A 22,982-nucleotide genomic window follows, 5' to 3' on the forward strand; every position below is an offset into this window, starting at 1 on the left:
CATCGAGCGGCTCCACCATCGATCAGCGCCACCACGTGTACCGAACAGAGGAAGGGACGGTCGCCATGGATGCCGACGTCATCGTCGTCGGAGCGGGACTCGCGGGCCTGGTCGCCGCGAGCGAACTGACCAGCCGGGGCCGCAGGGTCGCGCTGGTCGACCAGGAGAACGCCGCCAACCTCGGCGGGCAGGCGTTCTGGTCCTTCGGCGGGCTGTTCCTCGTGGACTCCCCGGAGCAGCGGCGGCTCGGCATCAAGGACTCCTTCGACCTGGCCTGGAACGACTGGCAGGGCAGCGCCGGGTTCGACCGGGTCGACGACGAGGACTCCTGGGCGGTGCGCTGGGCGCGCGCGTACGTCGAGTTCGCGGCCGGCGAGAAGCGGTCCTGGCTGGAGACCCACGGCATCAAGTTCCTGCCCACGGTCGGCTGGGCCGAGCGCGGCGACCTGCGCGCCGACGGCCACGGCAACTCCGTGCCCAGGTTCCACATCGCCTGGGGCACCGGCACGGGCGTCGTGGAGCCCTTCGTGCGGTACGCCAAGCAGGCCGCCCGCGACGGACTGCTCACCTTCTACCACCGGTACCAGGTCGACGAGCTGGTCATCGAGGACGGCACGGCCCGCGGTGTGCGCGGGACGGTGCTCGCCGAGGACAACTCGCCCCGCGGTGTCGCCTCCAACCGCGACGGTGTCGGCGAGTTCGAGCTCACCGCGCAGGCCGTCGTCGTCACCACGGGCGGCATCGGCGCCAACCACGACATAGTCCGCCGCTACTGGCCCGACCGGCTCGGCACCCCGCCCACCGAGATGGTCACCGGCGTCCCCGCCTATGTCGACGGGCGCATGCTCGACATCAGCGCGCAGGCGGGCGTACGGCTCGTCAACCGCGACCGCATGTGGCACTACACCGAGGGCCTGCAGAACTGGGACCCGATCTGGCCCGGCCACGGCATCCGCATCCTGCCCGGCCCGTCGTCCATGTGGTTCGACGCCCTCGGCCGCCGGCTGCCCGACCCGTGCCTGCCGGGCTACGACACCCTCGGCACCCTCAAGCACCTGCGCACCGACGCCGACATCGCCGGCCACGACCACTCCTGGTTCATCCTCTCCCAGAAGATCATCGAGAAGGAGTTCGCGCTGTCGGGCTCCGAGCAGAACCCCGACATCACCGCCAAGGACCGCGCCGGATTCCTGAAGGAGCGGGTGCTCGGCAAGGGTGCCCCGGGACCAGTGGCGGCCTTCCTGCGCAACGGCGCGGACTTCGTGACCGCACCCACCCTGGAGCAACTGGTCGAGAAGATGAACCAGCTGACGGACAAGGCGCTCCTCGACGCGGAGACCGTCCGGCGCCAGATCGAGGCCCGCGACCTCCAGATCGCCAACCCGTACAGCAAGGACTCCCAGGTGCAGGGCATCCGCAACGCCCGCCGCTACATCGGCGACCGCCTCGGCCGGGTCGCCACCCCGCACCGCATCCTCGACCCGGCGGCCGGCCCCCTCATCGGCGTCAAGCTGCACATCCTGACCCGCAAGACCCTCGGCGGCATCCAGACCGACCTCGACTCGCGCGCGCTCGGCGCCGACGGGACGCCGATCGAGGGCCTGTACGCGGCCGGCGAGGTCGCCGGTTTCGGCGGCGGCGGCGTCCACGGCTACAACGCCCTGGAGGGCACCTTCCTCGGCGGCTGCCTCTTCTCGGGCCGCACTGCGGGCCGGGCGGCGGCACGGCAGACGGCCTGACGGCGGCACGGCAGACGGCCGGGCGGCGGCACGGCAGACGGCCTGACGGCCCAATGGCCCGACGGCGGCCGACGGCCCGTCTCCTCGGTCAGGAGAGGAGACGGGCCAGCACGGCGGCGTGACTTTGCTCGGGAGACTTGGACGCGGTCAGCAGCGTCACCGCGCCCCTGCCCACCAACTCCCGCACATGTTCCAGGAGTTCGGCCGCCTCGGGCGCGTCCAGCTCCGCCTCGTACCGGCCGGCGAACTCCTCGTAGGACCCCTCGCCCGCGTGGTACCAGCGCCGCAGCTCGGTGGACGGGGTGAGCCCCTTGGGCCACTCGTCCACCTGGGCCGCGTCCTTCGACAGGCCGCGCGGCCACAGCCGGTCGACCAGGACGCGTACCCCGTCCTCGGGCTCGGGTGCTTCGTAGACGCGGCGGATGCGAACGCTCATGACCGAGCCTTTCCGGGGGTACGCCTCGCGGGCTGTCGTGCGAGTTCTCGGGCGGAACGGGGCACTCGTCGAACACCTGACGAGTTCCTCACAAGTGTCGGTCAAGGTCGAGGCATGATCACGCACAAGCCCCGTGTCGCACTGCTCGCCGCCTCCCTGCTGCTCACCGGCTGCGGCGGCGGTGCCATGGCGACGCCGGACCACGAACCCGCCGCCACCAGGCCCACGACCGCCACACCGCTGCCCGACGTCGCCCTGGAGGTCGCTCCGCAGCAACTGCCCGGACTGGGTCCCAAGACCTGGGCCGAGGTGCCGGCCGAGGCCAGGCAGGCCGTCGTCGTGACCGGTGAGGGCCGTGACTCCGCGAACTCGGAGGTCGTGCTGTACGAGCGCAGCGACATCGGCTGGGAGGCCGGCGCCCGATGGCCCGCGCACAACGCCCTGCGCGGCTGGACCGACCACCACCGGGCCGGTGACCTGCGCTCACCCGTCGGCGTCTACACGCTCACGGACGCCGGCGGCCTGCTCAGCGACCCCGGGACCAGGCTGCCGTACGACCACGGCGTCGGCTTCACCGCGAACGGCACCGGCTTCGAGGGCGAGCCCCTCGCGGGCTCCTTCGACTACGTCATCGCCATCGACTACAACCGCAAGCCGGGCACCACACCCCTGGACTGGACCCGCCCGCTCGGCGCCGGACGCGGCGGCGGCATATGGCTCCACGTGGACCACGGCGGCCCCACCCAGGGCTGCGTCAGCGTCTCCCGGGAGCACATGCGGCAACTGCTTAGGGCACTGCACCCCGACCGGGATCCGGTCGTAGTCATGGGCGACGCCGAGTCGCTGGCCCGCTGAGCCCGCCCACGACCGCTGCCGAGTCCACCCACCACCGCTTAGGATCCGCCGCGTGTGCGCACATGTGCTGGTCGCCGAGGACGACGAGATGCAGGCCGAACTCATACGCCGCTCCCTGCTGTCGGAGGGGCACACCGCCACCGTGGTCCACGACGGGTCGGCCGCCCTGGACGCCGCCCGGCGCCTGCGGCCCGACCTCGTCGTGCTGGACCTGATGCTGCCGGTGATCGACGGCTTCGGGGTGTGCCGGGTGCTGCGCCGGGACGACGACATCCCGGTGCTGATGCTGACGGCCCGGTCGGCGGAGGACGACGTCCTGCTCGGCCTCGAACTCGGCGCCGACGACTACATGACCAAGCCGTACAGCCCGCGCGAGCTCATGGCCCGCATCCGCACCGTGCTGCGCCGCAGCGGACGCGCCGCCGGCCGGCGGGAGGACCCCGTCGTACGGGCCGCCGGGATCGCCGTCGACCCCGAGCGGCACGAGGTGCGGTGCGACGGGGCGGCGGTGGAGTGCACGCCGGCCGAGTTCGAGATCCTGCTGGCGATGGTCGCCGAACCCGAACGGGTCTTCTCCCGGCGGCAGTTGCTGGAGTGCACCCGGGGCACCGACCGGGCGTCCACCGAGCGGGCCGTCGACGTCCACATCATGAACCTGCGCCGCAAGATCGAGGCCGACCCGCGCAGCCCCGCACGGCTGCTGACCGTGTTCGGTGTCGGCTACAAGCTCAGCGGCGGCCGCGGATGACCCGGCGGATACCGCTGCGCAAGCGCCTGCTGGTCCGGCTGTTGATCACCTCGGTGCTGATCGCCGTGTGCTCGGTGGCGGCCACGGCCTGGCTCGCGGTGGAGACCACCACCCGGGCGCTGCGGGAGGAACAGGGGCAGGTCATCGCCGAGGACATGGACGTCCTCGCGCGGCTCAGCGGCTACGCCGCCACCCACCCCGACTGGCGGGGCGTCGAGAAGACGGTCCGTGAGCTGTCCGCCCGCACCGGCCGCCGTATCGCCCTCACCACCACGGACCGTACGGCCATCGCCGACTCGGCCCCGGCCGGCACCTCCCTGCCGCCGCGCGCCGCCGCCACCGTGGACCCGCTGCACATCGACACCTACACCGAGCGCGGAGCGCAGCGGGCCGGCGTCGACCCCCGGGTCGTGGGCCCTTACCGGGTGACCGACGCGGAGCGGGCCAAGCTGGAGAAACTCGCCGACACACGGCAGCGGTGCTTCGCCCGCAACGGCTACGAGGCCGTCGTCGTGCAGACGCCGAGCGGCCGGCCGGTCGTCACCGACCACGACGGGCCGGTCGCCAGCGGGGTCGTGCCCGACGAGTGCGCCGACGGCCTGCTCAACACCACGACACCGACCGAGAACAAGGCCCTGTCCGACCTGTCCGATCGGGCCAAGAAGTGTCTCGACCGGCGCGGACTGAACCCCGGTTCGCAGCCGTTCGTCACGGTCGACGTGACCGAGAAGCGGCTCGGCACCCGCTATCTCCTGGGGAAGACCAAGGGAACCGACGACCGTACGGCCGTGCGGGAGGCCGACCGCTGCGTCGACGAGGCACGCCGCGCCCAACTCGATCCCTACGTCGCCCCCGTGGCCGAGCTGTTCCTGGGCGGCGGCGACACGACCGCCGTCCGCTTCGACATGTCCCCGGCCAACAAGGCCAAGGTCGTCGGCGCCGCCGGACTGGTGCTCGCGGTCACCGTGGCCGTGACCGCCGTGGTCGCCACCCGGCTCGTGAGGCCGCTGCGGGCACTGACCGAGGCCGCCCAGCAGCCGCCCGAACTGCATGCGCGAGTGCCCGTCACCACCCGCGACGAGACCGGCATCCTCGCCGCGGCCTTCAACGAACTCGCCGAGCGCCGCGAGCGGCTGGAGGCCCAGCGCAAGGCGATGGTCAGCGACGTCGCCCACGAGCTGCGCACCCCGCTCACCAACATCCGCGGCTGGCTGGAGGTCACCCGCGACGGCGTCGTCGACCCCGACCCCGCGCTGCTCGCCTCCCTGCACGAGGAGGCCCTCGTCCTCCAGCGCGTCATCGACGACCTCCAGGACCTCGCCGCCGCCGACGCCGGCACGCTGCGCCTGCACCGCGAACCCGTCCGCGTCGACGAACTCCTCCACCAGGTAGCCGCCGCCCACCGCGTCGCCGCCGACACGGCCGGCGTCGCCCTGCGCACCACGGCGGACGGCACCCCCTGGCTGGACGCCGACCCCGTCCGCATGCGGCAGGCGCTCGGCAACCTGGTCTCCAACGCCCTGCGCCACACACCGGCCGGCGGCACCGTCACCCTCGCCGCCCGCCGCGACGGCGACGACGTCGTCCTCGACATCACCGACACGGGGACCGGCATCGCCGCCGAGGACCTGCCGTACGTCTTCGACCGGTTCTGGCGTGCCGAGAAGTCCCGCAGCCGGCGTACCGGAGGCAGCGGGCTCGGCCTGCCGATCGTCCGGCACCTGGTCGCCGCGCACGGGGGTACGGCCGGGGCGGCGAGCGAGCCGGGCGCCGGATCCGTGTTCAGTCTGCGGCTGCCGGCCGCGGCCCCGCCCGGGTGAGGGCGGTGGCCGCAGGCCGTGCCGACGGGTCCGTCATCCGGCCCGTTGGCGCAGCGCCCGTCGCTCCGCCTCGCTCGTGCCGCCCCATATCCCGATGAACTGGTCCATGTCGATTGCCCAGCGCAGACACTGGTCCCGGACCGAGCAGCGCCGGCAGACGGCCTTCGCCTGCTCGGTCTGCAACACGGTCGGACCGGACGTGCCGATCGGGTAGAAGAGGTCGGGGTCCTCATGGCGGCAGGCGGCGTGGTCTCGCCAGTCGTCCATCAAAGTCACCTGCGATCGTCGAAACGTGCCCTCGGTGGATGCATTTACTCGTTTTCGAGTCGCCTGTCGATGCGCAAGTGAAACCCGTTCGGACACCGGCGAATCCGGTCACTGTTCCCGCATGCCCCAGGGAGAGCCGTACTCCGTCAGCAGATCCAGGAACGGCCGGGCCGGGAAGGCCTCCGGGCCGAGCACGCCGGCGCCCGACCAGACGCCGCCGGCGAGGAGTTCGAGGGCGACGACGGGGTTGACGGCCGTCTGCCACACCACGGCCTGCGAGCCGTACTCCTTCATGGACCACTGGTTGTCGACCACGTGGTACAGGTACACCTCGCGCGGCTTTCCGTCCTTGGCGCCCCGCACCCAGGTGCCCGCGCAGGTCTTGCCGTGCATCCGCTCGCCCAGCGTCGCCGGGTCCGGCAGGCACGCGGCCACGACGTCCCGGGGCGAGACCCGCACCGGCCCGTCGGCGCTCGGCACGGTCACCGGCTCGGTGCGGTCCAGGCCCAGCAGGTGCAGCGTCTTCAGGGTGCTGATGAACTCCTCGCCCAGGCCGTACTTGAACGTCACCCGCCGCGCGTCGACCCAGCGCGGCATCAGGAGCACCTCCTCGTGCTCCACGTTCACGCACTCGACCGGGCCGATGCCCTCGGGGAAGTCGAACACCTCGGGCTCGCTGAACGGCTCGGTGGTGAACCAGCCGCGGGCGTCCTCGTAGACGACCGGCGGGTTGAGGCACTCCTCGATCGTGGTCCAGATGCTGAAGGACGGCGCGAAGTCGTAGCCGTCGACGGTGAGGTTCGCGCCGTCGCGGACGCCGAGCTCCTCGATCTCGTCGAAGAGCTCGTCGGCGGCGTACCGGGCGAACACGTCCGACAGGCCGGGCTCCACGCCCATGCCGACCAGCGCCAGCGCGCCCGCCTTCTCCCAGTCCGCCGCCTGCTCGAACTGGGCGTCGCCCAGCTTGACCCCGCACTCCTCGTACGGCCGCTCCGGATGCGGGTGCGACAGCGACATCGCCATGTCGACATAGGTGGCCCCGGCGGTGCGCGCGGACTGGAACAGCGGCATCACGAAACGCGGGTCGGTGGCGTTGAGGAGCACGTCGCACGCGTGGCGCTCCAGCAGCGTCGTGACCGCGGCCTCGTCGCTCGCGTCCACGCGCTCGGCGAGGAACCGGGCGTCGCCGCCGAGGGCCGCCACGGCCGCCTCGGCACGTGCGAGGTCGTAGTCGGCGACGACCATCGCCTCGAAGAACGGACGGCGGGCCGCGATCCGGGTGATGGCGGTACCCACCCCGCCGGCACCCACGAGCAGTACACGCATGACAAGACTCCCTCGGCTCAAGGTCTACGACGTGATGGGGCCCCGCCAGATACAACGCCCGCCGCTCACGTAAGGTCAATGGCGTTGGCATAAGGCGGAGAGTTCGGCGTGAGCGGCACCAGGACGGAGAGCATCGTGCCCAAACCGGTCGTCCCGGAGGAGAAGCGGCGCCGTAGGCGTCCCACGAAAAGCGGCACCGTGCTGTCCGAGCGGCTGATCGTCGAGACGGCGCTGCGGATGCTGCGCGAGCACGGCAGCGCCGGTCTGACCGCCCGGCGCCTCGGTCTGGCCCTCGACGCCGACCCGAGCACGCTGTACCGGTACTTCCGCGGCATGGACGAGCTGACCCTCGCGATCGGCGACGCGCTGATGGGGCAGGCGCTGGAGGGCTGGACGCCGTCGGGGGAGTGGCGCGAGGACCTGCGTGCCGTCGGGCTGCGCATCCACGCGGCCTATGTCGCCCATCCGCAGGCCGCGGTGCTGACGACCAGCCGCGTCACCGGGCGGGCGAACGAACTCGCCGCCGACGAGACGGTGCTTGACGTCCTGCGCAGGGCGGGGTTCCCGCTGCCGGACACCGTGCGCATCTATCACGCGTTCATCGACCAGACCCTGGCGTTCGCCGCGCTGGACGCCGCGTCCCTCGCCCTGCCGAGTGCGGCGCTGCGGGCGGACGAGGACATGTGGCGCTCGACGTACGCGCGGTTGCCGCGGGCCACGCATCCCCGGATCGCCGAGGCGGCGCCATTGCTGGCGGCGCGGATGGTGAACAGCGCGTATCCGACGGCGTTGGAGATGTTGTTGGACAGTGCTGCCCTCCAGCTGGAGGCGACGTAGTGCTCCTCGGGGGGTGCCGCGATCTGTCGTCAAGGGGCTGCGGCGTCGTCGTGGCTGGTCGCGCAGTTCCCCGCGCCCCTTTGGGGCACTAGCGGCGCAGTGTCTCCGCAGCCGCTGCCGTCACCGCCTCCGTCACCGCCACCAGCGCCGGCGAGTCCAGCTTCCACTGCTGCCAGTACAGCGGGACGTCGACCGGGCGGTCCGGGGCGAGCTGCACCAGACGGCCGTCCGCAAGGTACGGCTCCGCCTGTGTCTCGGGGATCAGGCCCCAGCCCAGTCCGGCGACCACGGACGCCAGGAAGCCCTCCGAGGTCGGCACGTGGTGCCGAACGGCACTCGCGCCGGTACGGGAATGCAGCAGCCTGCGGACGAACGCGTCCTGGAGATCGTCGCTGCGGTCGAAGGCCATCACCGGCGCCCGCACCAGCGCTTCCCGCAGTGACCCGCCGAGGTGCCGCTCGGCGAACTCCGGGCTCGCCGCGGCCAGATACCGCATCCGGCCCAGCGACCGCACGGAACAGCCCGCCACCGCGTCCGGCGAGGAAGTCACCGCCGCCATCACCAGCCCCTCCCGCAGCAGCGTCGCCGTCCGGCTCTCGTCCTCCCGGCGCAGCTCGAAGCAGAGCCGCGGCTCCTGCGGCACGCGCGTGAGCACCCCCAGGAACCAGGTCGCCAGGGAGTCGGCGTTGACCGCGACCGACACCCGCGTCGCCTCCCCTGCACCGCTCAGCCCCAGCTCGGCCCGCGCGTCGCGCTCCAGCCGGGCCAGCTGACGGGCGAACCGGACGACGACCTCGCCCGACTCGGTCGGCCGCACCGGCTTAGTGCGCACCAGCAGCACCCGCCCCGTGCGCTGCTCCAGCGCCTTCACCCGCTGGCTCACCGCCGACGGCGTCACATGCAGCGCCGCGGCGGCCGCGTCGAAGGTGCCCTCGTCGACCACCGCGAGCAGCGTCCGCACCTGGTCGAGGGGAAGCTCGGTCAACTCTGTCTTCACGAGCGCTAAGGATACGTAAGAATCTTTAGCTGTACGTCAAGAGATCGTCTCCCTAGCGTGAAGCGCATGACAAACGCCTTGACCACCGCGGCCGCCGGATTCGGCACCGGCCTCTCCCTGATCGTCGCCATCGGCGCGCAGAACGCCTTCGTCCTGCGCCAGGGGATCCGCCGCGACGCCGTCCTCGCCGTCGTCGGCATCTGCGCCCTGTCCGACGCGCTCCTGATCACCCTGGGGGTGGCCGGCGTCGGCGCGGTGGTCGTGGCCTGGCCCGGGGTGCTGACGGTGGTGGCCTGGGTCGGCGGACTGTTCCTCCTCGGCTACGGCGCGCTCGCCGCCCGCCGGGTCTTCAAGCCCGGCGGCGCCCTGCTGACCGATGGCGACGCGGCGGGGTCACGGCGGCGGGCGGTGCTGACCTGCCTCGCCATGACCTGGCTCAACCCGCACGTCTACCTCGACACCGTCTTCCTGCTCGGCACGGTCGCAGCCGACCGCGGCCCGCTGCGCTGGACGTTCGGTCTCGGCGCCGTGTTCGCCAGCCTGGTCTGGTTCGCCGCGCTCGGCTTCGGCGCCCGGCTGTTGAGCCGCCACCTCGCCAAGCCGGTGGCCTGGCGCGTGCTGGACGGACTGGTCGCCGCGACGATGATCGCCCTCGGCGCGAGCCTCATCGCGGGTGCCTGACGGCATCCGGCTCGCCCCCGCCTCTGTCCGGAAACCGAGACCGGCATCCCACATGTTCGACCGCCGGTGCCATAGTGATCCCTGGTTCGCGATAGGTGTAACGAGCAACCAGGGACGTCCGTGGACACGAGTGAGAGCAGTACCGAAGAGCAGCCGGCCACCCCGGAGGCGGACAGAGCCGCCCGGCGCGGCTGGCGCCGCTGGGCGATGGACACCCGCCCGCTGCGCCGCCCGGCCTTCCGCCGGCTGTGGTCCTCGACCATCGTCACGGCCGTCGGCAGTCAGCTCACCGCGGTCGCCGTGCCCAAGCAGATCTACGACATCACCGGCTCCTCGGCATGGGTCGGCGCCGCGAGCCTCGCCGGACTGCTGCCGCTGGTGGTGTTCGCGCTGTGGGGCGGCGCCATCGCCGACACCATGGACCGCCGCAAGCTGCTCCTCGTCACCAACACCGGCATAGCCGTCACCTCCCTGCTGTTCTGGCTCCAGGCCGTCACCGGCATGGAGTCGGTGGTGGCGCTGATGGTGCTGCTCGCCGTGCAGCAGGCGTTCTGGGGGATCAACTCCCCGGCCCGCAACGCCTCCATCGCGCGCCTGGTGCCGGCCGGCGAACTGCCCGCGGCCAACGCCCTCGGCTCGACCGTCATGCAGACCGGTCAGGTCATGGGGCCGCTGCTGGCCGGTGTGCTCATCCCCGTGATCGGCCTGGCCGAGCTGTATCTCATCGACGCGCTGGCCCTGTGCGTGACGGTGTGGGCGGTCTTCAAGCTGCCCGCGCTGCCGCCCCTGAAGGCCGCCGCCGAACGCCGCGCGGGCATACGGGAGATCGTGGCGGGCTTCCGCTACATCGCCCTGCACAAGGTGCTGTTGCTGTCCTTCCTGGCCGACATCATCGCGATGGTCTTCGGCATGCCCCGCGCCCTCTTCCCCCAACTGGCCGGCCAGACCTACGGGTCGTACGGCGAAGGGCTCGCCCTCGGCCTGCTGTTCGCAGCGATCCCGATCGGCGCGGTGGTCGGGGGGCTGTTCTCCGGCACCTTCTCCAGGGCCCGCCGGCACGGCTGGATGGTGATCGGCGCGGTCGTCGCCTGGGGCGCGGCCATCACCGCCTTCGGGCTCAGCGACAGCCTGTGGCTCGCGGTGGTGTTCCTGGCCCTCGCCGGGGTCGCCGACATGGTCTCGATGGTCTTCCGCGGGGCGATCCTGCTGTCCGCCGCCAGCGACGAGATGCGCGGCCGGATGCAGGGTGTGTTCACGGTCGTCGTGGCGGGCGGCCCGCGCCTCGCCGACGTCCTGCACGGCACGGCGGGCTCGGCCTTCGGACCCCGCGCGGCAACCGTGGGCGGCGGTCTGCTGGTCGTCGTCCTCATGCTGGGCCTGGCCGCCGCGCTGCCGGCCCTGCGGCGCTACCGCGTCTGACGCTCAGAGCACACTGCGCCGGTGCTGCCCGTACTGCTCCATCAGCTTGCCCCGGGTCATCTCCAGCCGGTTCGCGAGGATTTCGGCGACGTACCGCACCAGCGACAGCCCGAGCTGCGTGTCCTCCTCGCACAGCCGCAGCACCGCCTCCGCCTCGAACTCGTAGGCGCGCACCGGGCTGAACGCCTCCGCGCCGAAGTCCCACTGGTACGGCGGGAACAGCCAGGACCAGCCGAGGAGATCACCGGCGCCGAGGCTTGCGACGGTGACCCGCTGGAGGGACGTCACGCGCTGGTCGAGGGAGACGGCGCCCGAGCGGATGACCCAGAAGCGGTCGGCCGTGCCGCCCGCCTCGAAGATCCGGGCGTCCTCCGGGAAGGAGACCTCCCGGGCGAGCGACATGAGGAGCTGGCGCTGCGGGGGCGGAAGGGCGGTGAGCAGTTTGATCGCTTTGGTCATGACACAGGGCTCCTCGCCGAGGACTGAGGTTCCGGTGCTTCCCTGCGTCCATTTCAGCCCGTACGGCCGCGCTGAGCACCTCGGCGGAGAGCGGTTTCCGCCGCGGGTCGTGGGACCGGGTCGTTCAGGGCATGAAAAAGCCCTGGCTGGACGGGGGAAGCCAGCCAGGGCCGTATGCGGGGTTCGCGGGGGATTTGTTCGATCGACCCCGTGACCACGTATGGATGAACCGTAAACCATCTTGGCGGATTCCGCGCAACCGGGACCGGGTCAGGTGACCTGTTTCACTCGGGCCCGGTATTCAGCCCTGTTCGGAGCGCCTGCCAGGGGTCAGGATCTCGTCCAGCACCACGATCACCGTCTCGTACGCAAGCGTCCGTACCACGGCGTCGCGAGCCCCTTCGGGGTCCGTCGACCTCAGTTGCTCGCTCCGCATCCGCCAGGATCGCTCCTCCTGCCGGGCGCTGGCCCGGGCTCGGTGCATCCGTCGCAGCAGTTCGTCTGAGTCCACGACATCGGTCATGACAACCGCGTACCCGGGAATCGCCCCGATGTGCGCTCCCGTGTCGTGCGGTCATCCCTCCGGTGCCTTCACGGGTACCCCCAGGGGCCGGGCCAGGCCGGTCACGCCCTCGTCGAGGCGTTGCAGATGCCGCAGGACACGGTCGGTGATCCGGCCGTAGCGCGGGACACCGGGGGTGCTCGGGCCGAGGAGCGAGGCGATGCTCGGACCGGTCTCGATCTCGGCGGTGGAGTGCTCGTCACCGACGTGGGCGCTGATCGCCTCCAGGTTGTGCTCGATGCGCCCGGCGGCCCGGCGCAGCCGGGGGTCGGCCGCGATCGAGGGGTGGGTGGGCAGCAGCTCGGCGGTCGCCGCCAGCGAACGGGCGTGGAAAGCGCACGTCTCCAGCAGCGCGACGACATAGCGGGCGGTCTCGCGCCGGGCCCGCAGCGGCGTGACCGGATGGGTGAGCGGCTTGGTCGCGGCGCGCAGGTCGGCCAGCGCCTGGTCGAGCTCGCGCGCCTCGTCGAGCAGTTCCTTGGGCGGTTCGCCACTGAGCTGGTCGACGGCGCTGCGGGTGACGTCGCCGAGCCGCTCCAGCACCGTCGCGAGCAGCTCGTTCGTCCGGCGGTCCGTCTGCACCGGCAGCACGAACGCCGCCGCGATCACCCCGCAGGCAGCGCCGAGCGCCGTCTCCTCGATGCGCAGCACCAGCACCGACAGGCTGTAGGTGTGCAGCAGGGTGTAGAGCAGGCCCAGCGCCGCGGTGACGAAGAAGGACACCGCCGTGTACGACAGCGGTGCCGAGTAGAACATCGCGAACACGAACAGCAGCACCAGCGCGAACGCCGTCCAGGTGTTGTGCCCGACCGCGCCGGCCAGCACGATCCCGGCCAGGACGCCGAGGACGGTGCCCAGCAGCCGGCGGTAGCCCTTGACCAGGATCTCGCCCGTGGAAGCGGTGTTGAGGAACACGATCCAGCAGGTCAGCACCGCCCAGTACCAGCGGTCGCGGGACAGCAGCTCGCCGCCGACGATGGCCAGCGTCGACCCCACGGCGACCTGCACCGCGGCACGTGTGGTGGGCCGCGCCAGCCCCGTCGCCTCCTCGGCCGGGGTCTCCTCCTCGGCGTCGAGCACCGCGTCCTCGGCGTCCAGTTCCTCGCGAGAGCGGGCGGTCGCCGGGCTGTCGTCCGTCTCGTCCCGGGCCCCGCCGAGCGCGATCCGCAGGCCGAGGACCGCACGGGCGGCCTCGCCGACGGCCCGGAACACGTCCTGCACGGCCGGTGACGCGACCGGCAGGTTCTCCTCGTCGCGGTAGCCGAGGAGCCGGTTGCGCAGTTGGGCGACCGAGGGGCCGGCGGCCTGTTCGACCGGGCGCAGCACAAGCACCCGCAGCGCCACGAGGTCCCTGCGCAGTGTCTCGGTCGCCTCGTCCTTCACCGGCTGGCGCCCGCCCGACGGGATGGGAGCGCCCGGCAGATGCATGGCGAGCGTGTCCACGCGCTCGGCGCCGCGCGCCCGCAGCAGCGACAGCCCCAGCCGCTCGGCGGCGATCTCGGCGTCCGCGACACGCCGTTGGACGAGCGCGGCCACCCGCTCGTCGGCGGTCCCGCCCTCCAGCCGGCCCTGGATCAGCAGAGCCGTCTCGTGCAGCCGTGCGGTGCCCTCGCGCACCTGCTCCAGGGCCCGGTCGGCCTCCTCGGGACCGGCGTCCAGCAGGTCGTGCTGGGCGGACAGCAGCTGGGCCAGCCGGGCGCGGAACGCCTCGCGCAGCCGCTCCAGCACGCCGGTCGGTGTCTCCGGGACCAGCACGAACCGCACGAGCGCACCGCACCCGAACGCCACGGCGACCGCGCGGAACAGTTCGGGCAGCTCACCGATGGAGGCGCCGACGAACAGGGACACGAAGTAGATCTGGAAGCCGATCAGCCCCAGCGCGGTGCCCCGGTCGCCGAACCGGCGGCCGTAGACGGCACAGAAGATGAGCGCGACGAAGACCAGGTCGCCGGCCACGACTCTGCTGTGCAGCGCCGCCGCCAGCGTCATGGACGCCAGCGCCACCGGCAGGCCCAGGGCGAGTGTGACCGCCTGCTGCCCGCGCTGCTTCTCCCGGATGGCGAAGGTCGAGACCATCGCCGCCAGCGCCCCCGCCACCAGATGTGTGACGTCGGTGCCGAGCAGCGCGAGCACGGCGACCGCGAGGGCGATCGAGCCCGCCGTGCGCAGCCCGGCCGTCAGTCTCAGCAGACCCGGGTCCGAGGCCGCGACCCTGTCGCGCAACCGTACCCGGGCCGGCCCTCCAGCTGCCCTCACGCCGCCGTACTCACTCCCGCTCTCTCCCCGCTCACACCGCGCACCGCGGCCCGGCCGACACCGTCACGTCACTCGGCCGAACCGTCGGCCGCACCCTTTCCCTCGACCTGCGCCCGCACCTGCTCCGGCGTCAGATACGCGTGGACGAACTCGAAGTCCTTCATCTTGGCGGGGGTGCGGGACTGGAACCCGGTACGCACGAAGTCGTCGCCGGCGACCGCGTTGAGCAGCCAGTTCGTCATGACGCGGGTCTTGGCGACGTTGGTGCGCAGCGCGGACCAGTGATATCCGCGGGCCACGGCCATCGCCGGCAGCCCCTTCAGCTCCACGCCGAGCGGCTTGGAGACGGCGTCGCGGCCGCCGAGGTCGACGACCAGCCCGAGGTCCTTGTGCCGGTACGGCCGCAGCGGCTGGTCGCGCAGGGCCGCGATGACGTTGTCGGCGACGACCTTGCCCTGGCGCATCGCGTGCTGGGCGGTGGGCGGGCAGACCGCGCCCTCCTCGTCCTTGGCCACGTCGGGCACCGCGGCGGCGTCGCCGAGCGCGAACACACCGTCGTTCCCGGGCAGGTTCATCTCGGCGGTGACCGCGAGCCTGCCGCGGATCGTCTCAGCGCCCAGCGTGGAGATCAGCGGGCTGGCGACGACACCGGCGGTCCAGATCAGCGTGCGGGTGGGGATCACCCGGCCGTCGGTGAAGGTGACCTCCTCGGGGCCCGCCTTCGCGATGGACACGCCCAGCGAGATCTCGATGCCGCGCTTGCGCAGGATCTCCTGCGCGTCGGTGCCGAGTTTCTCGCCGAGTTCGGGCATCAGCCGCGGCGCGATGTCGATCAGATGCCACTTGATCAGGTGCGGATCGAGCCGCGGATAGCGCTTGACCGCGTTGTGGGTGAGCATCTGGAGGCACGCGGCGGTCTCGGTGCCGGCGTACCCGCCGCCGACCACCACGAACTGGAGCCGCGCCGCCCGCTCGTCCGGATCCTGGCTCGCGTCGGCGAGGTCGAGCTGCGAGATGACGTGGTCGCGCAGATAGGCGGCCTCGGCGAGGGTCTTCATGCCGTAGGCGTTGTCGGTCAGCCCCGGGATGTCGAAGGTCCGGGTGATGCTGCCGGGGGCCAGCACGATGTAGTCGTACGGCTCGTTGTGGAGCTTGTCGGTGATGGTGCGCACGACGCAGACCTTCGAGGCGAGGTCCACGCCGATGGCGCCGCCCGGGATGATCCGGGTGCGGTACCTGCGGCTGCGGCGCAGGGACACGGCGATCGACTGGGGGGTGAGGACGCCGGAGGCGACCTGTGGCAGCAGCGGCAGGTAGAGCTGGTAGGAAGACGGCGTCACCAAAGTGATCTCGGCTTCGTCCGGGGAGAGTTTGCGTTCCAACCGGCGAACGCATCCGACTCCGGCGAAGCCTGCGCCAACCACCAGGATCCTGGGTCGTGTCACGGTGATCATCCCTTCTGCGGCTCCAGGCGGTCTGCCTCGACGACGTTCGCCTGCCCCTGGATCGCGGCTTCGCACGCCTCGATCCCACCGCGCCACCGGTCGTTCCGCCAGCCGGGTGCGGCAGGCAGATGAACCCGTCGTGAGCCACCTTGCCCCAACCGGCGCGGGGGCACACCGGTTCGGAAGTGAAAGACATGTCCGCGCGATCTCTTGACGAGTCATTGGTCCGAACCTAACTTCCGTAATGCTCATCCATATAAGGGACCACAGTTCATGTATCTGAATCCATGAAGTGTGGTCACCCCCCACGTCCGACAGGAGGCAGGATGCGCCCGACCCTGCGCACCCTCACCGTGAGCACGGCACTCTGCGCCACGTCGCTGCTCGCCGCACCGCACGCGTTCGCCGAAGTCGAGCCCGGGGGCTGGCAGTCGGTGTCACCCACCTACACCGAGCAGGAGCGGGGCTGCGGTCAGATCGACGGCCTGACGTTCCGGCTCACCTGCTCCACGGCCAGCGGCGACCAACGGGCTGAACGACGCTATGCCACCTACACCGGCGGAACGCGCCAGTTCGAGGGCTACTTCCGCATCACCAGCCTCAGCGGCACCCGGATCAGCCTCAAGCAGACCTTCCACGAGTCCGGCTCCGGCCCGTACTTCATGCTCGCCGTCGAACGCGGCGGCAGGCTCTACGCGGTCCACGGCGGCACCACGCTCTCCAACGCCGGAACCGTCGGCGCCACCGTCCGCGTCAACACCGTCCACCAGGTCGGCGCCGAGCACCGCACCTACATCAACGGCTCGCTGAAGCACACCTACGCGAGCCCCGGCGGCAGCTTCTACGACAAGTTCGGTGCCTACCGCACCAACAGCGGCAACGGGACGGCCACCGTGGAGTGGAGCAACGTCCGCTTCTGGCGCAAGTAGCGGCCGCCCGAATGCGAGGAAAGGCGCGTATCGCGGCGTCGGCAGCGCTGATCCTGGCGCTGCCGGCCTGCTCGGCCGAGCCGGAACAGCCGCTGCGGGCAGCCCTCACCACGCCCACCGACATCGACCTGACCTGGCGGGACGACCGGCCCGGGATCGCGGGGCACGTCCTGGAGTTCGCGACCGACGAGGACGGACCGTACACGGTCCTTCAGTACCTCGCGCCCCAGGTGACCGACTACCGCCACCCCGACCTGATGCCCCGCACCACCTTCCACTACCGGCTGACCTCCTACCGCGGCCCCACCGCCCGGCCGCACCTGACCGAGCGGCCGGACGGCATCCGCCTCACCTGGACCGACGACTCCCGGACCGAGGACGGCTACCTCCTGGAGATCCGCAAGAAGGACGGCGAGCGCTACGACCCCGTCGCCGTCCTCGACCCCGGCACCGAGGCCACCGACTTCGTCCCCCTGCCCGACGAGAAGCACGCCACCTACCGCGTCCGCGCCTTCGTCCTCGGGGAGCGGTCGAACGTAGTGCGGCTGACGACGGGCGAATGAGACGAACCGACGCTCAGCCGAAGACGTTGTCCGTGTCGTCCCAGTGCGCGAACTCGTCCGACAACTGCTCCCGAGGCGCGCGCGAGCGGGCCTGGTACATCGCGTCGATCTGGAGCGCGTAGTGCCGCACGATCGCGTCCCGCCGCAGCTTCATCGACGGCGTCAGCAGACCGCTGGCCACGTCGAAGGGCGCCGCCAGCACCCGGAACACCCGGATCGACTCCGGGCGCGACACCGCGCTGTTGGCGGCGGCCACGGCCCGGGCGACCTCCTCGCGCAGCGCGTTCTCCTCGCGCGCCTCCCGGATCCGCGAGTCGCTGCGCACGGCGAGGGAGTCGCGCCAGTAGGCCAGGAAGTCGGGGTCCAGAGTGATCAGCGCCCCGACGCAGGGCAGGTTGTCACCCACGACCACCGCCTGGTGTACCAGCGGATGCATCCTCAGCCGCTGCTCCAGCAGCGCCGGCGAGACACTCTTGCCGCTGCTCGTGACGATGACGTCCTTCTTGCGCCCCGTGATCGTCAGATAGCCGTCGGAGTCCAGCCGTCCCAGATCCCCGGTCGCCAGCCAGCCGCCGCGCAGCGCCGCCCGTGTCGAGGCGTCGTCGTTGACATAGCCCTGGAACACCGACGCCCCGCGCACCAGGATCTCCCCGTCGTCGGCGACCCGGATGTCCACGCCCGGCAGTGCCTGCCCGACCGTCCCCGACATCTCCCGGCCGAGCGGCTGAGCGGTGACGCCGCCGCTGGTCTCGGTGAGCCCGTACCCGTCGTTCACGTAGATGCCGACGCCCTCGTAGAAGAGGGAGAGCTCACGGTTGAAGGAGGAGCCGCCGGACGTCCCGAGCATGACCCGGCCGCCCAGCGCGTTGCGGAACTTGCGGTACACCGTCCGCTCGTACAGGGCGTGCTGCAGCCGAAGATCGAAACCGGGCCCAGGACCGCCGCCCAGCCGCTGCCGTTCCAGGGCCGCCGCGAAGTCCCGCGCGGTGTCCGCGGCCCGCTCGAACAGGGCACCGCGGCCCGCCTGCTGGGCAACGCGCAGGGCGTTCTTGTAGATCTTCTCGAAGATCGACGGCACGGCACAGAAATAGGTGGGCCTGAAACTGCGCAGGGCGGCCGACAGCGCCTCCTCGCGCAGGTCGGGCTCGTGCCCCATCATCATGCCGCCGCGGATGCACAGGGTCTGGAGCAGCAGGCCGTACACATGGGAGAAGGGCAGGAAGGCGAGGACGGACGCCTGGCCGCCCGGTGGCACCACCTTGTGGCCCCAGCCCGCGAGCAGCGTGTCGCAGGGGGTCGCCAGATTCCGGTGGGAGAGCGCGCAGCCCAGGGGATGTCCCGTGGTGCCCGACGTGTAGGCGACGACCGACGTGGAGTCCGGCAGCACGATGCGACGCAGCGACTCGACCGTGGTGAACGGGACGAACTCACCGCGCTCCGCGAGCTGCGCGAGCCCTCCCGCGTCCAGCTGCCAGACGTGCCGTAGCCGCGGCAGCGAACCGCACACGGAGCCGACCGTCATGACGGCCTGCTCGTCCTCGACGACCACGCCCACGCACTCGGCGTCCCGCAGGATCCACTCGACCTGGTCGCGCGACGCCGTCGGATAGATCGGGACCACCTCGGCGCCGACCGTCCACAGCGCGTAGCTGAGCACCGTCCACTCGTACCGGGTGCGCGCCATGATGGCCACGCGGTGGCCCGGCGAGATGCCGGACGCGACCAGCCCCTTGGCGAGATCGGCCACTTCGTCGCGCAGTTCCACGGCCGTCACCTCCTCCCACACGGTGGAGGAGGGATCGGGGCGGCGCGCGAGCATCGGCAATGTCGGATTGACGGCCGCCGTCTCGAAGACGCTGTCTGCGAGCCCGCCGGTCATGGGCGTGACGCTGGGGGGAGCGAGGCCGAGGTCGCGCATGTGCACTGCTCCAGATGTGTACCGGGTGTGACGTCACCGATGAGTTCCGTTATCGGCGCTGCCCGAATCTAGCCCAGCCTGGACCGGATGGTGTCGGGAACGGAGAACTCCGGCGTCACATCCGTTCAGGCAGCAGCCACACCGTGGCCAGCGGAGGCAGCGTCAGGCTGATGTGCCCGTCCTCCGGCTTGACCGGACCGGGGTTGGTGACGTCGCTCCCGCCGTAGCGCGCGGCGTCGGTGTTGAGGGCCTCGTGCCACGCGATCACCGAATCCGGCACCGCGAGCCGGTAGTCGTGACGGACCACGGGGGAGAAGTTGCTGACGGCGAGCAGCGGCGTGCCGTCGGCACCGAACCGCAGGAAGGCGAAGACGTTGTCGTCGCCGGCGTCACCGAGCACCCACCGGAACCCGCCCGGGTCGGTGTCCCGCTCCCACAGGGCGGGCGTCGCCCGGTAGCGCGCGTTCAGATCCGCGACCAGATCCCGCACGCCCTCGTGGTCGCCGGCCGACGCGTACCCGGGATCGAGCAGCCACCACTCCGGACCATGTGCCTCCGACCACTCGGCGCCCTGTGCGAACTCCTGCCCCATGAAGAGCAGTTGTTTGCCCGGGTGCGCCCACATGAAGCCCAGATATGCGCGGTGGTTGGCGCGACGCTGCCACCAGTCGCCCGGCATCTTGGACACGAGAGCCTGCTTGCCGTGCACGACCTCGTCGTGGGAGATGGGCAGCACGTAGTTCTCGCTGTAGGCGTACACCATCGAGAAGGTCATCTCGTTGTGGTGGTACTTACGGTGCACGGGCTCCTTGGAGATGTACTGGAGCGAGTCGTGCATCCAGCCCATGTTCCACTTCAGCCCGAAGCCGAGGCCGCCGCTGTCGGTCGGCCGGGTCACCCCGCCCCAGGCGGTCGACTCCTCCGCGATCGTGACGACCCCGGGGTTGCGCCGGTACACCGTCGCGTTCATCTCCTGGAGGAACGCCATCGCGGCCAGGTCCTCCCGCCCGCCGAACTCGTTCGGCGTCCACTGCCCGGAGTCCCGCGAGTAGTCGAGGTAGAGCATGGAGGCGACGGCGTCCACCCGCAGCCCGTCGATGTGGAACTCCTCGCACCAGTACGTCGCGTTGGCGACGAGGAAGTTGCGCACCTCGGTGCGCGCGTAGTCGAACTCGTACGTCCCCCAGTCGGGATGCTCGGCCCGCCGCGAGTCCCCGGGCTCGTACAGCGGCTCCCCGTCGAACCGGCTCAGCGCCCAGTCGTCCTTCGGGAAGTGGGCCGGCACCCAGTCCACGATCACCCCGATGCCGGCCCGGTGCAGCGCGTCCACCAGGTACTTGAAGTCGTCGGGCGTGCCGAGGCGCGAGGTCGGCGCGTAGAAGCCGGTGACCTGGTAGCCCCAGGAACCGGCGAACGGATGCTGTGCGACCGGCATGAACTCGACGTGCGTGAAGCCCAGGTAGTCGACGTACGCGGGCAGCTGCTCGGCGAGTTCGCGGTAGGTCAGGCCCGGCCGCCAGGACGGCAGGTGGACCTCGTACACCGAGAAGGGGGCCTGGTGCACCGGCACGTCGCCCCGGTGCGCCATCCACTGCTCGTCGCCCCACTCGTAGCGCGAGGCGTGCACGATCGACGCCGTGTCCGGCGGTACCTCCGCACGGCGTGCCATCGGGTCCGCCTTGAGGAACCGGTGGCCGTGCCGGGAGGTGATCTCGAACTTGTACCGGGTGCCCTCGCCGATGCCGGGCAGGAACAGCTCCCACACCCCGGACGCACCGAGCGACCGCATCGGGAACGCCGTCCCGTCCCAGCAGGTGAAGTCCCCGGCGACCCGCACTCCCCGCGCGTTCGGCGCCCACACCGTGAAGCGGGTGCCGGCCACGCCCTCATGGGTCATGGGTTCGGCGCCGAGCGCCTTCCACAGCTCCTCGTGCCTGCCCTCGCGGATCAGGTGCAGGTCGAACTCGCCGAGGGCGGGCAGGAAGCGGTACGGGTCGTGGACCTCCCGCTCGTCCGACCCGTCCTCGGCGTAGGACACCAGCAGCGTGTATGCGGGGACCGCGTCCAGCGCGAGCACGGCGGAGAACAGACCGCCGCCCTCCGAGACCAGCGCGCTGCGCTCGCCGTCGACCACGACGCTCACCGCACGCGCGAACGGGCGCAGCGCCCGGAACGCGATCCCGCCGGGGACGGGATGTGCCCCGAGCAGCGCGTGCGGATCGTGGTGGGCGCCCGACAGCAGGCGCTCACGCTCGGCCGGATCGAGGTCGGGCGCGGTGGCGAGCCGGCCGGGTCCGGCCGACTCGGGCCGCGAGGTCTCGTGCAGGGCCATGGGGGTCAGGCTCCTCTCACGGCGAGGCGTTCGATCGCCGCCATCGGTACGGGCAACCAGTCGGGTCGGTGCCGGGCCTCGTACAGCACTTCGTACACGGCGCGGTCGGTCTCGTAGGCACGGAGCAGCCCGTGCTTCGTGCGCGGGTCCCAGCCGGCGCGGGCGGCGTAGCCCGCGCAGAAGGCCTCCCGGGAGCGGCGCGCCCACTCCGGCCGCCACGGCCGGCGCTGGCGGGCGGCGTAGTCGAAGGAGCGCAGCATGCCGGCGATGTCCCGCACCGGGGAGTGCACACCCCGCCGCTCGGCCAGCGGGCGGGACGGCTCGCCCTCGAAGTCGATGACGAACCACTCCCGGCCGGCCCGCAGCACCTGACCGAGGTGCAGGTCGCCGTGGATGCGCTGGGCGGGCGGCCCGGGATCGCAGGCGGCGAGGGTGCCGAAGGCGGTGCGCAGCCCGGGGACATAGGGCTGGAGCGCGGGGACGAAGTGCGCTGCGAGCTCCAGGCGTTCGGTCATCGCCGCAGCCGTCCTGCTGTTCTCGGCGTGCGCCCGGGAGGGGAACGCCGACGCCAGCGCCAGGTGCACGTCCGCCGTCGCCTGGCCCAGCTGACGGGCCTCCGCGGTGAAGTCGTCACCCGAGGCCAGCGCGCCGAGCGCCAGCGTCCAGCCGTCGGAGGCGTCCCGCAGGAACGGCTGGAGCACGCCGAGCGTCGCCTCCCACGGGTGCGTCGTACGGAACCAGGCGACCGGAGCCGGTACCCGACCGCAGCCCTCCTGGGCCAGCGCGCCGGACAGCTCCAGGTCGGGGTTGACGCCGGGCTGGATGCGCCGGAACAGCTTGAGGATGAACGCCTCGCCGTACACCAGCGAGGAGTTGGACTGCTCGGCGTCCAGCAGCCGCGGCACGAGCCCGGCCGGCACCGGCACCGACAAATCGCCCTCGAAGCGCAGCGGGCCCGCCGTGCCGGGGTGCCGCAGCCGGTCCAGGAGCAGCTGGGCGCAACGGGGGTCCTGAAGCGCGTCGAAGACCGTCAGACCGGCGAGCGGGCCTTCCTCCGCCCGGCCGATGAGCGCCTTCCCGAGGTGTGGCGACAGATGCTGCCGTACGCCGATCAGCAGCTGGTAGCAGTCGCCGGCCGGGGGTGCGCCGCCGGGCGACGGCACCGCCGAGTGACCGGCGTGCACCAGCAGATGCAGACAGCCCGGGAACAGCTCCGTCATCGACAGCAGCGCGAGGTCGGTGACGGGCCGGTCCTTGCCCGCGAACCAGCGCTGGCGTGGCAGCCACTCGCGCAGCAGCCCGGCCAGCGAGGCCATCGGGCTCGCGTCGACGGTACGGGTGGGTCGGGGAGATGCGGTCTTCTGCATGGTGACGCGTCCTTTCCTCGGCACAC

At 71.7% G+C, this 22,982-nt stretch carries 20 protein-coding genes; 9 read left to right on the forward strand and 11 right to left on the reverse strand.

Translation table 11 applies throughout. The annotated features are described in order from the left end of the window. The first annotated feature begins 65 nt into the window (after positions 1-65). Positions 66-1,739, forward strand: a complete 1,674-nt coding sequence (locus CP983_RS41080; protein WP_150505503.1) for an FAD-binding dehydrogenase — start codon at positions 66-68, stop codon at positions 1,737-1,739. Positions 1,740-1,827: 88 nt separating this feature from the next. Here CP983_RS41080 and CP983_RS41085 read toward each other — a convergent pair whose 3' ends face one another. Beyond that, positions 1,828-2,175: a DUF488 domain-containing protein gene (locus CP983_RS41085; protein WP_150505506.1), complete on the reverse strand. Its 348-nt coding sequence runs from the start codon at positions 2,173-2,175 to the stop codon at positions 1,828-1,830. 114 nt (positions 2,176-2,289) lie between these two features. Here CP983_RS41085 and CP983_RS41090 point away from each other — a divergent pair, with 114 nt between their 5' ends. Genes CP983_RS41090 through CP983_RS41100 form a run of 3 tightly spaced genes read left to right on the forward strand, consistent with a single transcriptional unit; the run spans position 2,290 to position 5,598 of the window. Then, entirely contained in the window at positions 2,290-3,030 is a 741-nt protein-coding gene (locus tag CP983_RS41090) for a L,D-transpeptidase family protein (RefSeq protein WP_150505508.1), read from the forward strand. Between the two features lie 52 nt (positions 3,031-3,082). Next, complete coding sequence (locus CP983_RS41095) at positions 3,083-3,778, forward strand: response regulator transcription factor (RefSeq protein WP_107909726.1); 696 nt, start codon at positions 3,083-3,085, stop codon at positions 3,776-3,778. Then, a complete protein-coding gene (locus CP983_RS41100) occupies positions 3,775-5,598 on the forward strand; it encodes a sensor histidine kinase (protein WP_150505510.1) in 1,824 nt (607 codons plus the stop codon). The genes CP983_RS41095 and CP983_RS41100 overlap by 4 nt, the downstream gene beginning before the upstream one ends. A gap of 33 nt (positions 5,599-5,631) precedes the next feature. On the opposite strand, the gene CP983_RS41105 is transcribed toward CP983_RS41100, so the two are convergent. Together CP983_RS41105 and CP983_RS41110 are read right to left on the reverse strand one after the other, a co-directional pair. Beyond that, on the reverse strand, positions 5,632-5,865 hold the full coding sequence (locus tag CP983_RS41105; RefSeq protein WP_125523962.1) for a WhiB family transcriptional regulator: 234 nt from the start codon (positions 5,863-5,865) through the stop codon (positions 5,632-5,634). 108 nt (positions 5,866-5,973) lie between these two features. Beyond that, complete coding sequence (locus CP983_RS41110; protein ID WP_150505512.1) at positions 5,974-7,191, reverse strand: saccharopine dehydrogenase family protein; 1,218 nt, start codon at positions 7,189-7,191, stop codon at positions 5,974-5,976. A gap of 135 nt (positions 7,192-7,326) precedes the next feature. On the opposite strand from CP983_RS41110, the gene CP983_RS41115 reads away from it, so the two are divergent. Further along, positions 7,327-8,028: a TetR/AcrR family transcriptional regulator gene (locus CP983_RS41115; protein WP_150507189.1), complete on the forward strand. Its 702-nt coding sequence runs from the start codon at positions 7,327-7,329 to the stop codon at positions 8,026-8,028. Between the two features lie 88 nt (positions 8,029-8,116). On the opposite strand, the gene CP983_RS41120 is transcribed toward CP983_RS41115, so the two are convergent. Next, on the reverse strand, positions 8,117-9,025 hold the full coding sequence (locus CP983_RS41120; protein WP_229915079.1) for a LysR family transcriptional regulator ArgP: 909 nt from the start codon (positions 9,023-9,025) through the stop codon (positions 8,117-8,119). A gap of 66 nt (positions 9,026-9,091) precedes the next feature. Here CP983_RS41120 and CP983_RS41125 point away from each other — a divergent pair, with 66 nt between their 5' ends. Continuing rightward, a complete protein-coding gene (locus CP983_RS41125) occupies positions 9,092-9,706 on the forward strand; it encodes a LysE/ArgO family amino acid transporter (RefSeq protein ID WP_107909722.1) in 615 nt (204 codons plus the stop codon). A gap of 120 nt (positions 9,707-9,826) precedes the next feature. Further along, positions 9,827-11,125, forward strand: a complete 1,299-nt coding sequence (locus tag CP983_RS41130; protein WP_189749107.1) for an MFS transporter — start codon at positions 9,827-9,829, stop codon at positions 11,123-11,125. Positions 11,126-11,128: 3 nt separating this feature from the next. Here the strand turns inward: CP983_RS41130 and CP983_RS41135 are convergent, their stop codons facing one another. From CP983_RS41135 to CP983_RS41150, 4 genes are all read right to left on the reverse strand, one after another. Next, entirely contained in the window at positions 11,129-11,584 is a 456-nt protein-coding gene (locus tag CP983_RS41135; protein ID WP_107909720.1) for a cyclic nucleotide-binding domain-containing protein, read from the reverse strand. A gap of 301 nt (positions 11,585-11,885) precedes the next feature. Continuing rightward, entirely contained in the window at positions 11,886-12,107 is a 222-nt protein-coding gene (locus CP983_RS41140; protein WP_150505516.1) for a hypothetical protein, read from the reverse strand. A gap of 51 nt (positions 12,108-12,158) precedes the next feature. Then, positions 12,159-14,402: an FUSC family protein gene (locus CP983_RS41145; protein ID WP_150505518.1), complete on the reverse strand. Its 2,244-nt coding sequence runs from the start codon at positions 14,400-14,402 to the stop codon at positions 12,159-12,161. Positions 14,403-14,470: 68 nt separating this feature from the next. Beyond that, the gene (locus CP983_RS41150; RefSeq protein WP_163017218.1) at positions 14,471-15,856 is read right to left on the reverse strand and encodes an NAD(P)/FAD-dependent oxidoreductase; all 1,386 of its coding nucleotides are present in this window, start codon (positions 15,854-15,856) and stop codon (positions 14,471-14,473) included. A gap of 317 nt (positions 15,857-16,173) precedes the next feature. Here CP983_RS41150 and CP983_RS41155 point away from each other — a divergent pair, with 317 nt between their 5' ends. After that, complete coding sequence (locus CP983_RS41155; protein ID WP_125523954.1) at positions 16,174-16,776, forward strand: hypothetical protein; 603 nt, start codon at positions 16,174-16,176, stop codon at positions 16,774-16,776. A gap of 11 nt (positions 16,777-16,787) precedes the next feature. Continuing rightward, positions 16,788-17,339, forward strand: a complete 552-nt coding sequence (locus tag CP983_RS41160) for a fibronectin type III domain-containing protein (protein ID WP_229915078.1) — start codon at positions 16,788-16,790, stop codon at positions 17,337-17,339. 13 nt (positions 17,340-17,352) lie between these two features. Here CP983_RS41160 and CP983_RS41165 read toward each other — a convergent pair whose 3' ends face one another. The 3 genes from CP983_RS41165 to CP983_RS41175 form a co-directional block, all read right to left on the reverse strand. Beyond that, positions 17,353-19,257 (reverse strand): AMP-dependent synthetase/ligase, encoded by a 1,905-nt coding sequence (locus tag CP983_RS41165; protein ID WP_125523953.1) that lies wholly within the window; start codon positions 19,255-19,257, stop codon positions 17,353-17,355. Positions 19,258-19,372: 115 nt separating this feature from the next. Then, positions 19,373-21,589, reverse strand: a complete 2,217-nt coding sequence (gene glgB, locus CP983_RS41170; protein WP_150505520.1) for a 1,4-alpha-glucan branching enzyme — start codon at positions 21,587-21,589, stop codon at positions 19,373-19,375. Between the two features lie 5 nt (positions 21,590-21,594). Further along, positions 21,595-22,956, reverse strand: coding sequence for a maltokinase N-terminal cap-like domain-containing protein (locus tag CP983_RS41175; RefSeq protein ID WP_150505522.1), 1,362 nt, complete (start codon positions 22,954-22,956; stop codon positions 21,595-21,597). Positions 22,957-22,982: the final 26 nt, after the last annotated feature.

The organism is Streptomyces chartreusis (assembly GCF_008704715.1).
Taxonomy (GTDB): Bacteria; Actinomycetota; Actinomycetes; order Streptomycetales; family Streptomycetaceae; genus Streptomyces; species Streptomyces chartreusis.

Coding starts and splice junctions, on each gene's coding strand:
- CP983_RS41080 (WP_150505503.1), top strand. CDS start 66: ATGGATGCCGACGTCATCGTCGTCGGAGCGGGACTCGCGGGCCTGGTC.
- CP983_RS41165 (WP_125523953.1), bottom strand. CDS start 19,257: ATGCGCGACCTCGGCCTCGCTCCCCCCAGCGTCACGCCCATGACCGGC.
- CP983_RS41155 (WP_125523954.1), top strand. CDS start 16,174: ATGCGCCCGACCCTGCGCACCCTCACCGTGAGCACGGCACTCTGCGCC.
- CP983_RS41135 (WP_107909720.1), bottom strand. CDS start 11,584: ATGACCAAAGCGATCAAACTGCTCACCGCCCTTCCGCCCCCGCAGCGC.
- CP983_RS41140 (WP_150505516.1), bottom strand. CDS start 12,107: ATGACCGATGTCGTGGACTCAGACGAACTGCTGCGACGGATGCACCGA.
- CP983_RS41105 (WP_125523962.1), bottom strand. CDS start 5,865: ATGGACGACTGGCGAGACCACGCCGCCTGCCGCCATGAGGACCCCGAC.
- CP983_RS41110 (WP_150505512.1), bottom strand. CDS start 7,191: ATGCGTGTACTGCTCGTGGGTGCCGGCGGGGTGGGTACCGCCATCACC.
- CP983_RS41125 (WP_107909722.1), top strand. CDS start 9,092: ATGACAAACGCCTTGACCACCGCGGCCGCCGGATTCGGCACCGGCCTC.
- CP983_RS41100 (WP_150505510.1), top strand. CDS start 3,775: ATGACCCGGCGGATACCGCTGCGCAAGCGCCTGCTGGTCCGGCTGTTG.
- CP983_RS41150 (WP_163017218.1), bottom strand. CDS start 15,856: ATGATCACCGTGACACGACCCAGGATCCTGGTGGTTGGCGCAGGCTTC.
- CP983_RS41175 (WP_150505522.1), bottom strand. CDS start 22,956: ATGCAGAAGACCGCATCTCCCCGACCCACCCGTACCGTCGACGCGAGC.
- CP983_RS41090 (WP_150505508.1), top strand. CDS start 2,290: ATGATCACGCACAAGCCCCGTGTCGCACTGCTCGCCGCCTCCCTGCTG.
- CP983_RS41085 (WP_150505506.1), bottom strand. CDS start 2,175: ATGAGCGTTCGCATCCGCCGCGTCTACGAAGCACCCGAGCCCGAGGAC.
- glgB (WP_150505520.1), bottom strand. CDS start 21,589: ATGGCCCTGCACGAGACCTCGCGGCCCGAGTCGGCCGGACCCGGCCGG.
- CP983_RS41160 (WP_229915078.1), top strand. CDS start 16,788: ATGCGAGGAAAGGCGCGTATCGCGGCGTCGGCAGCGCTGATCCTGGCG.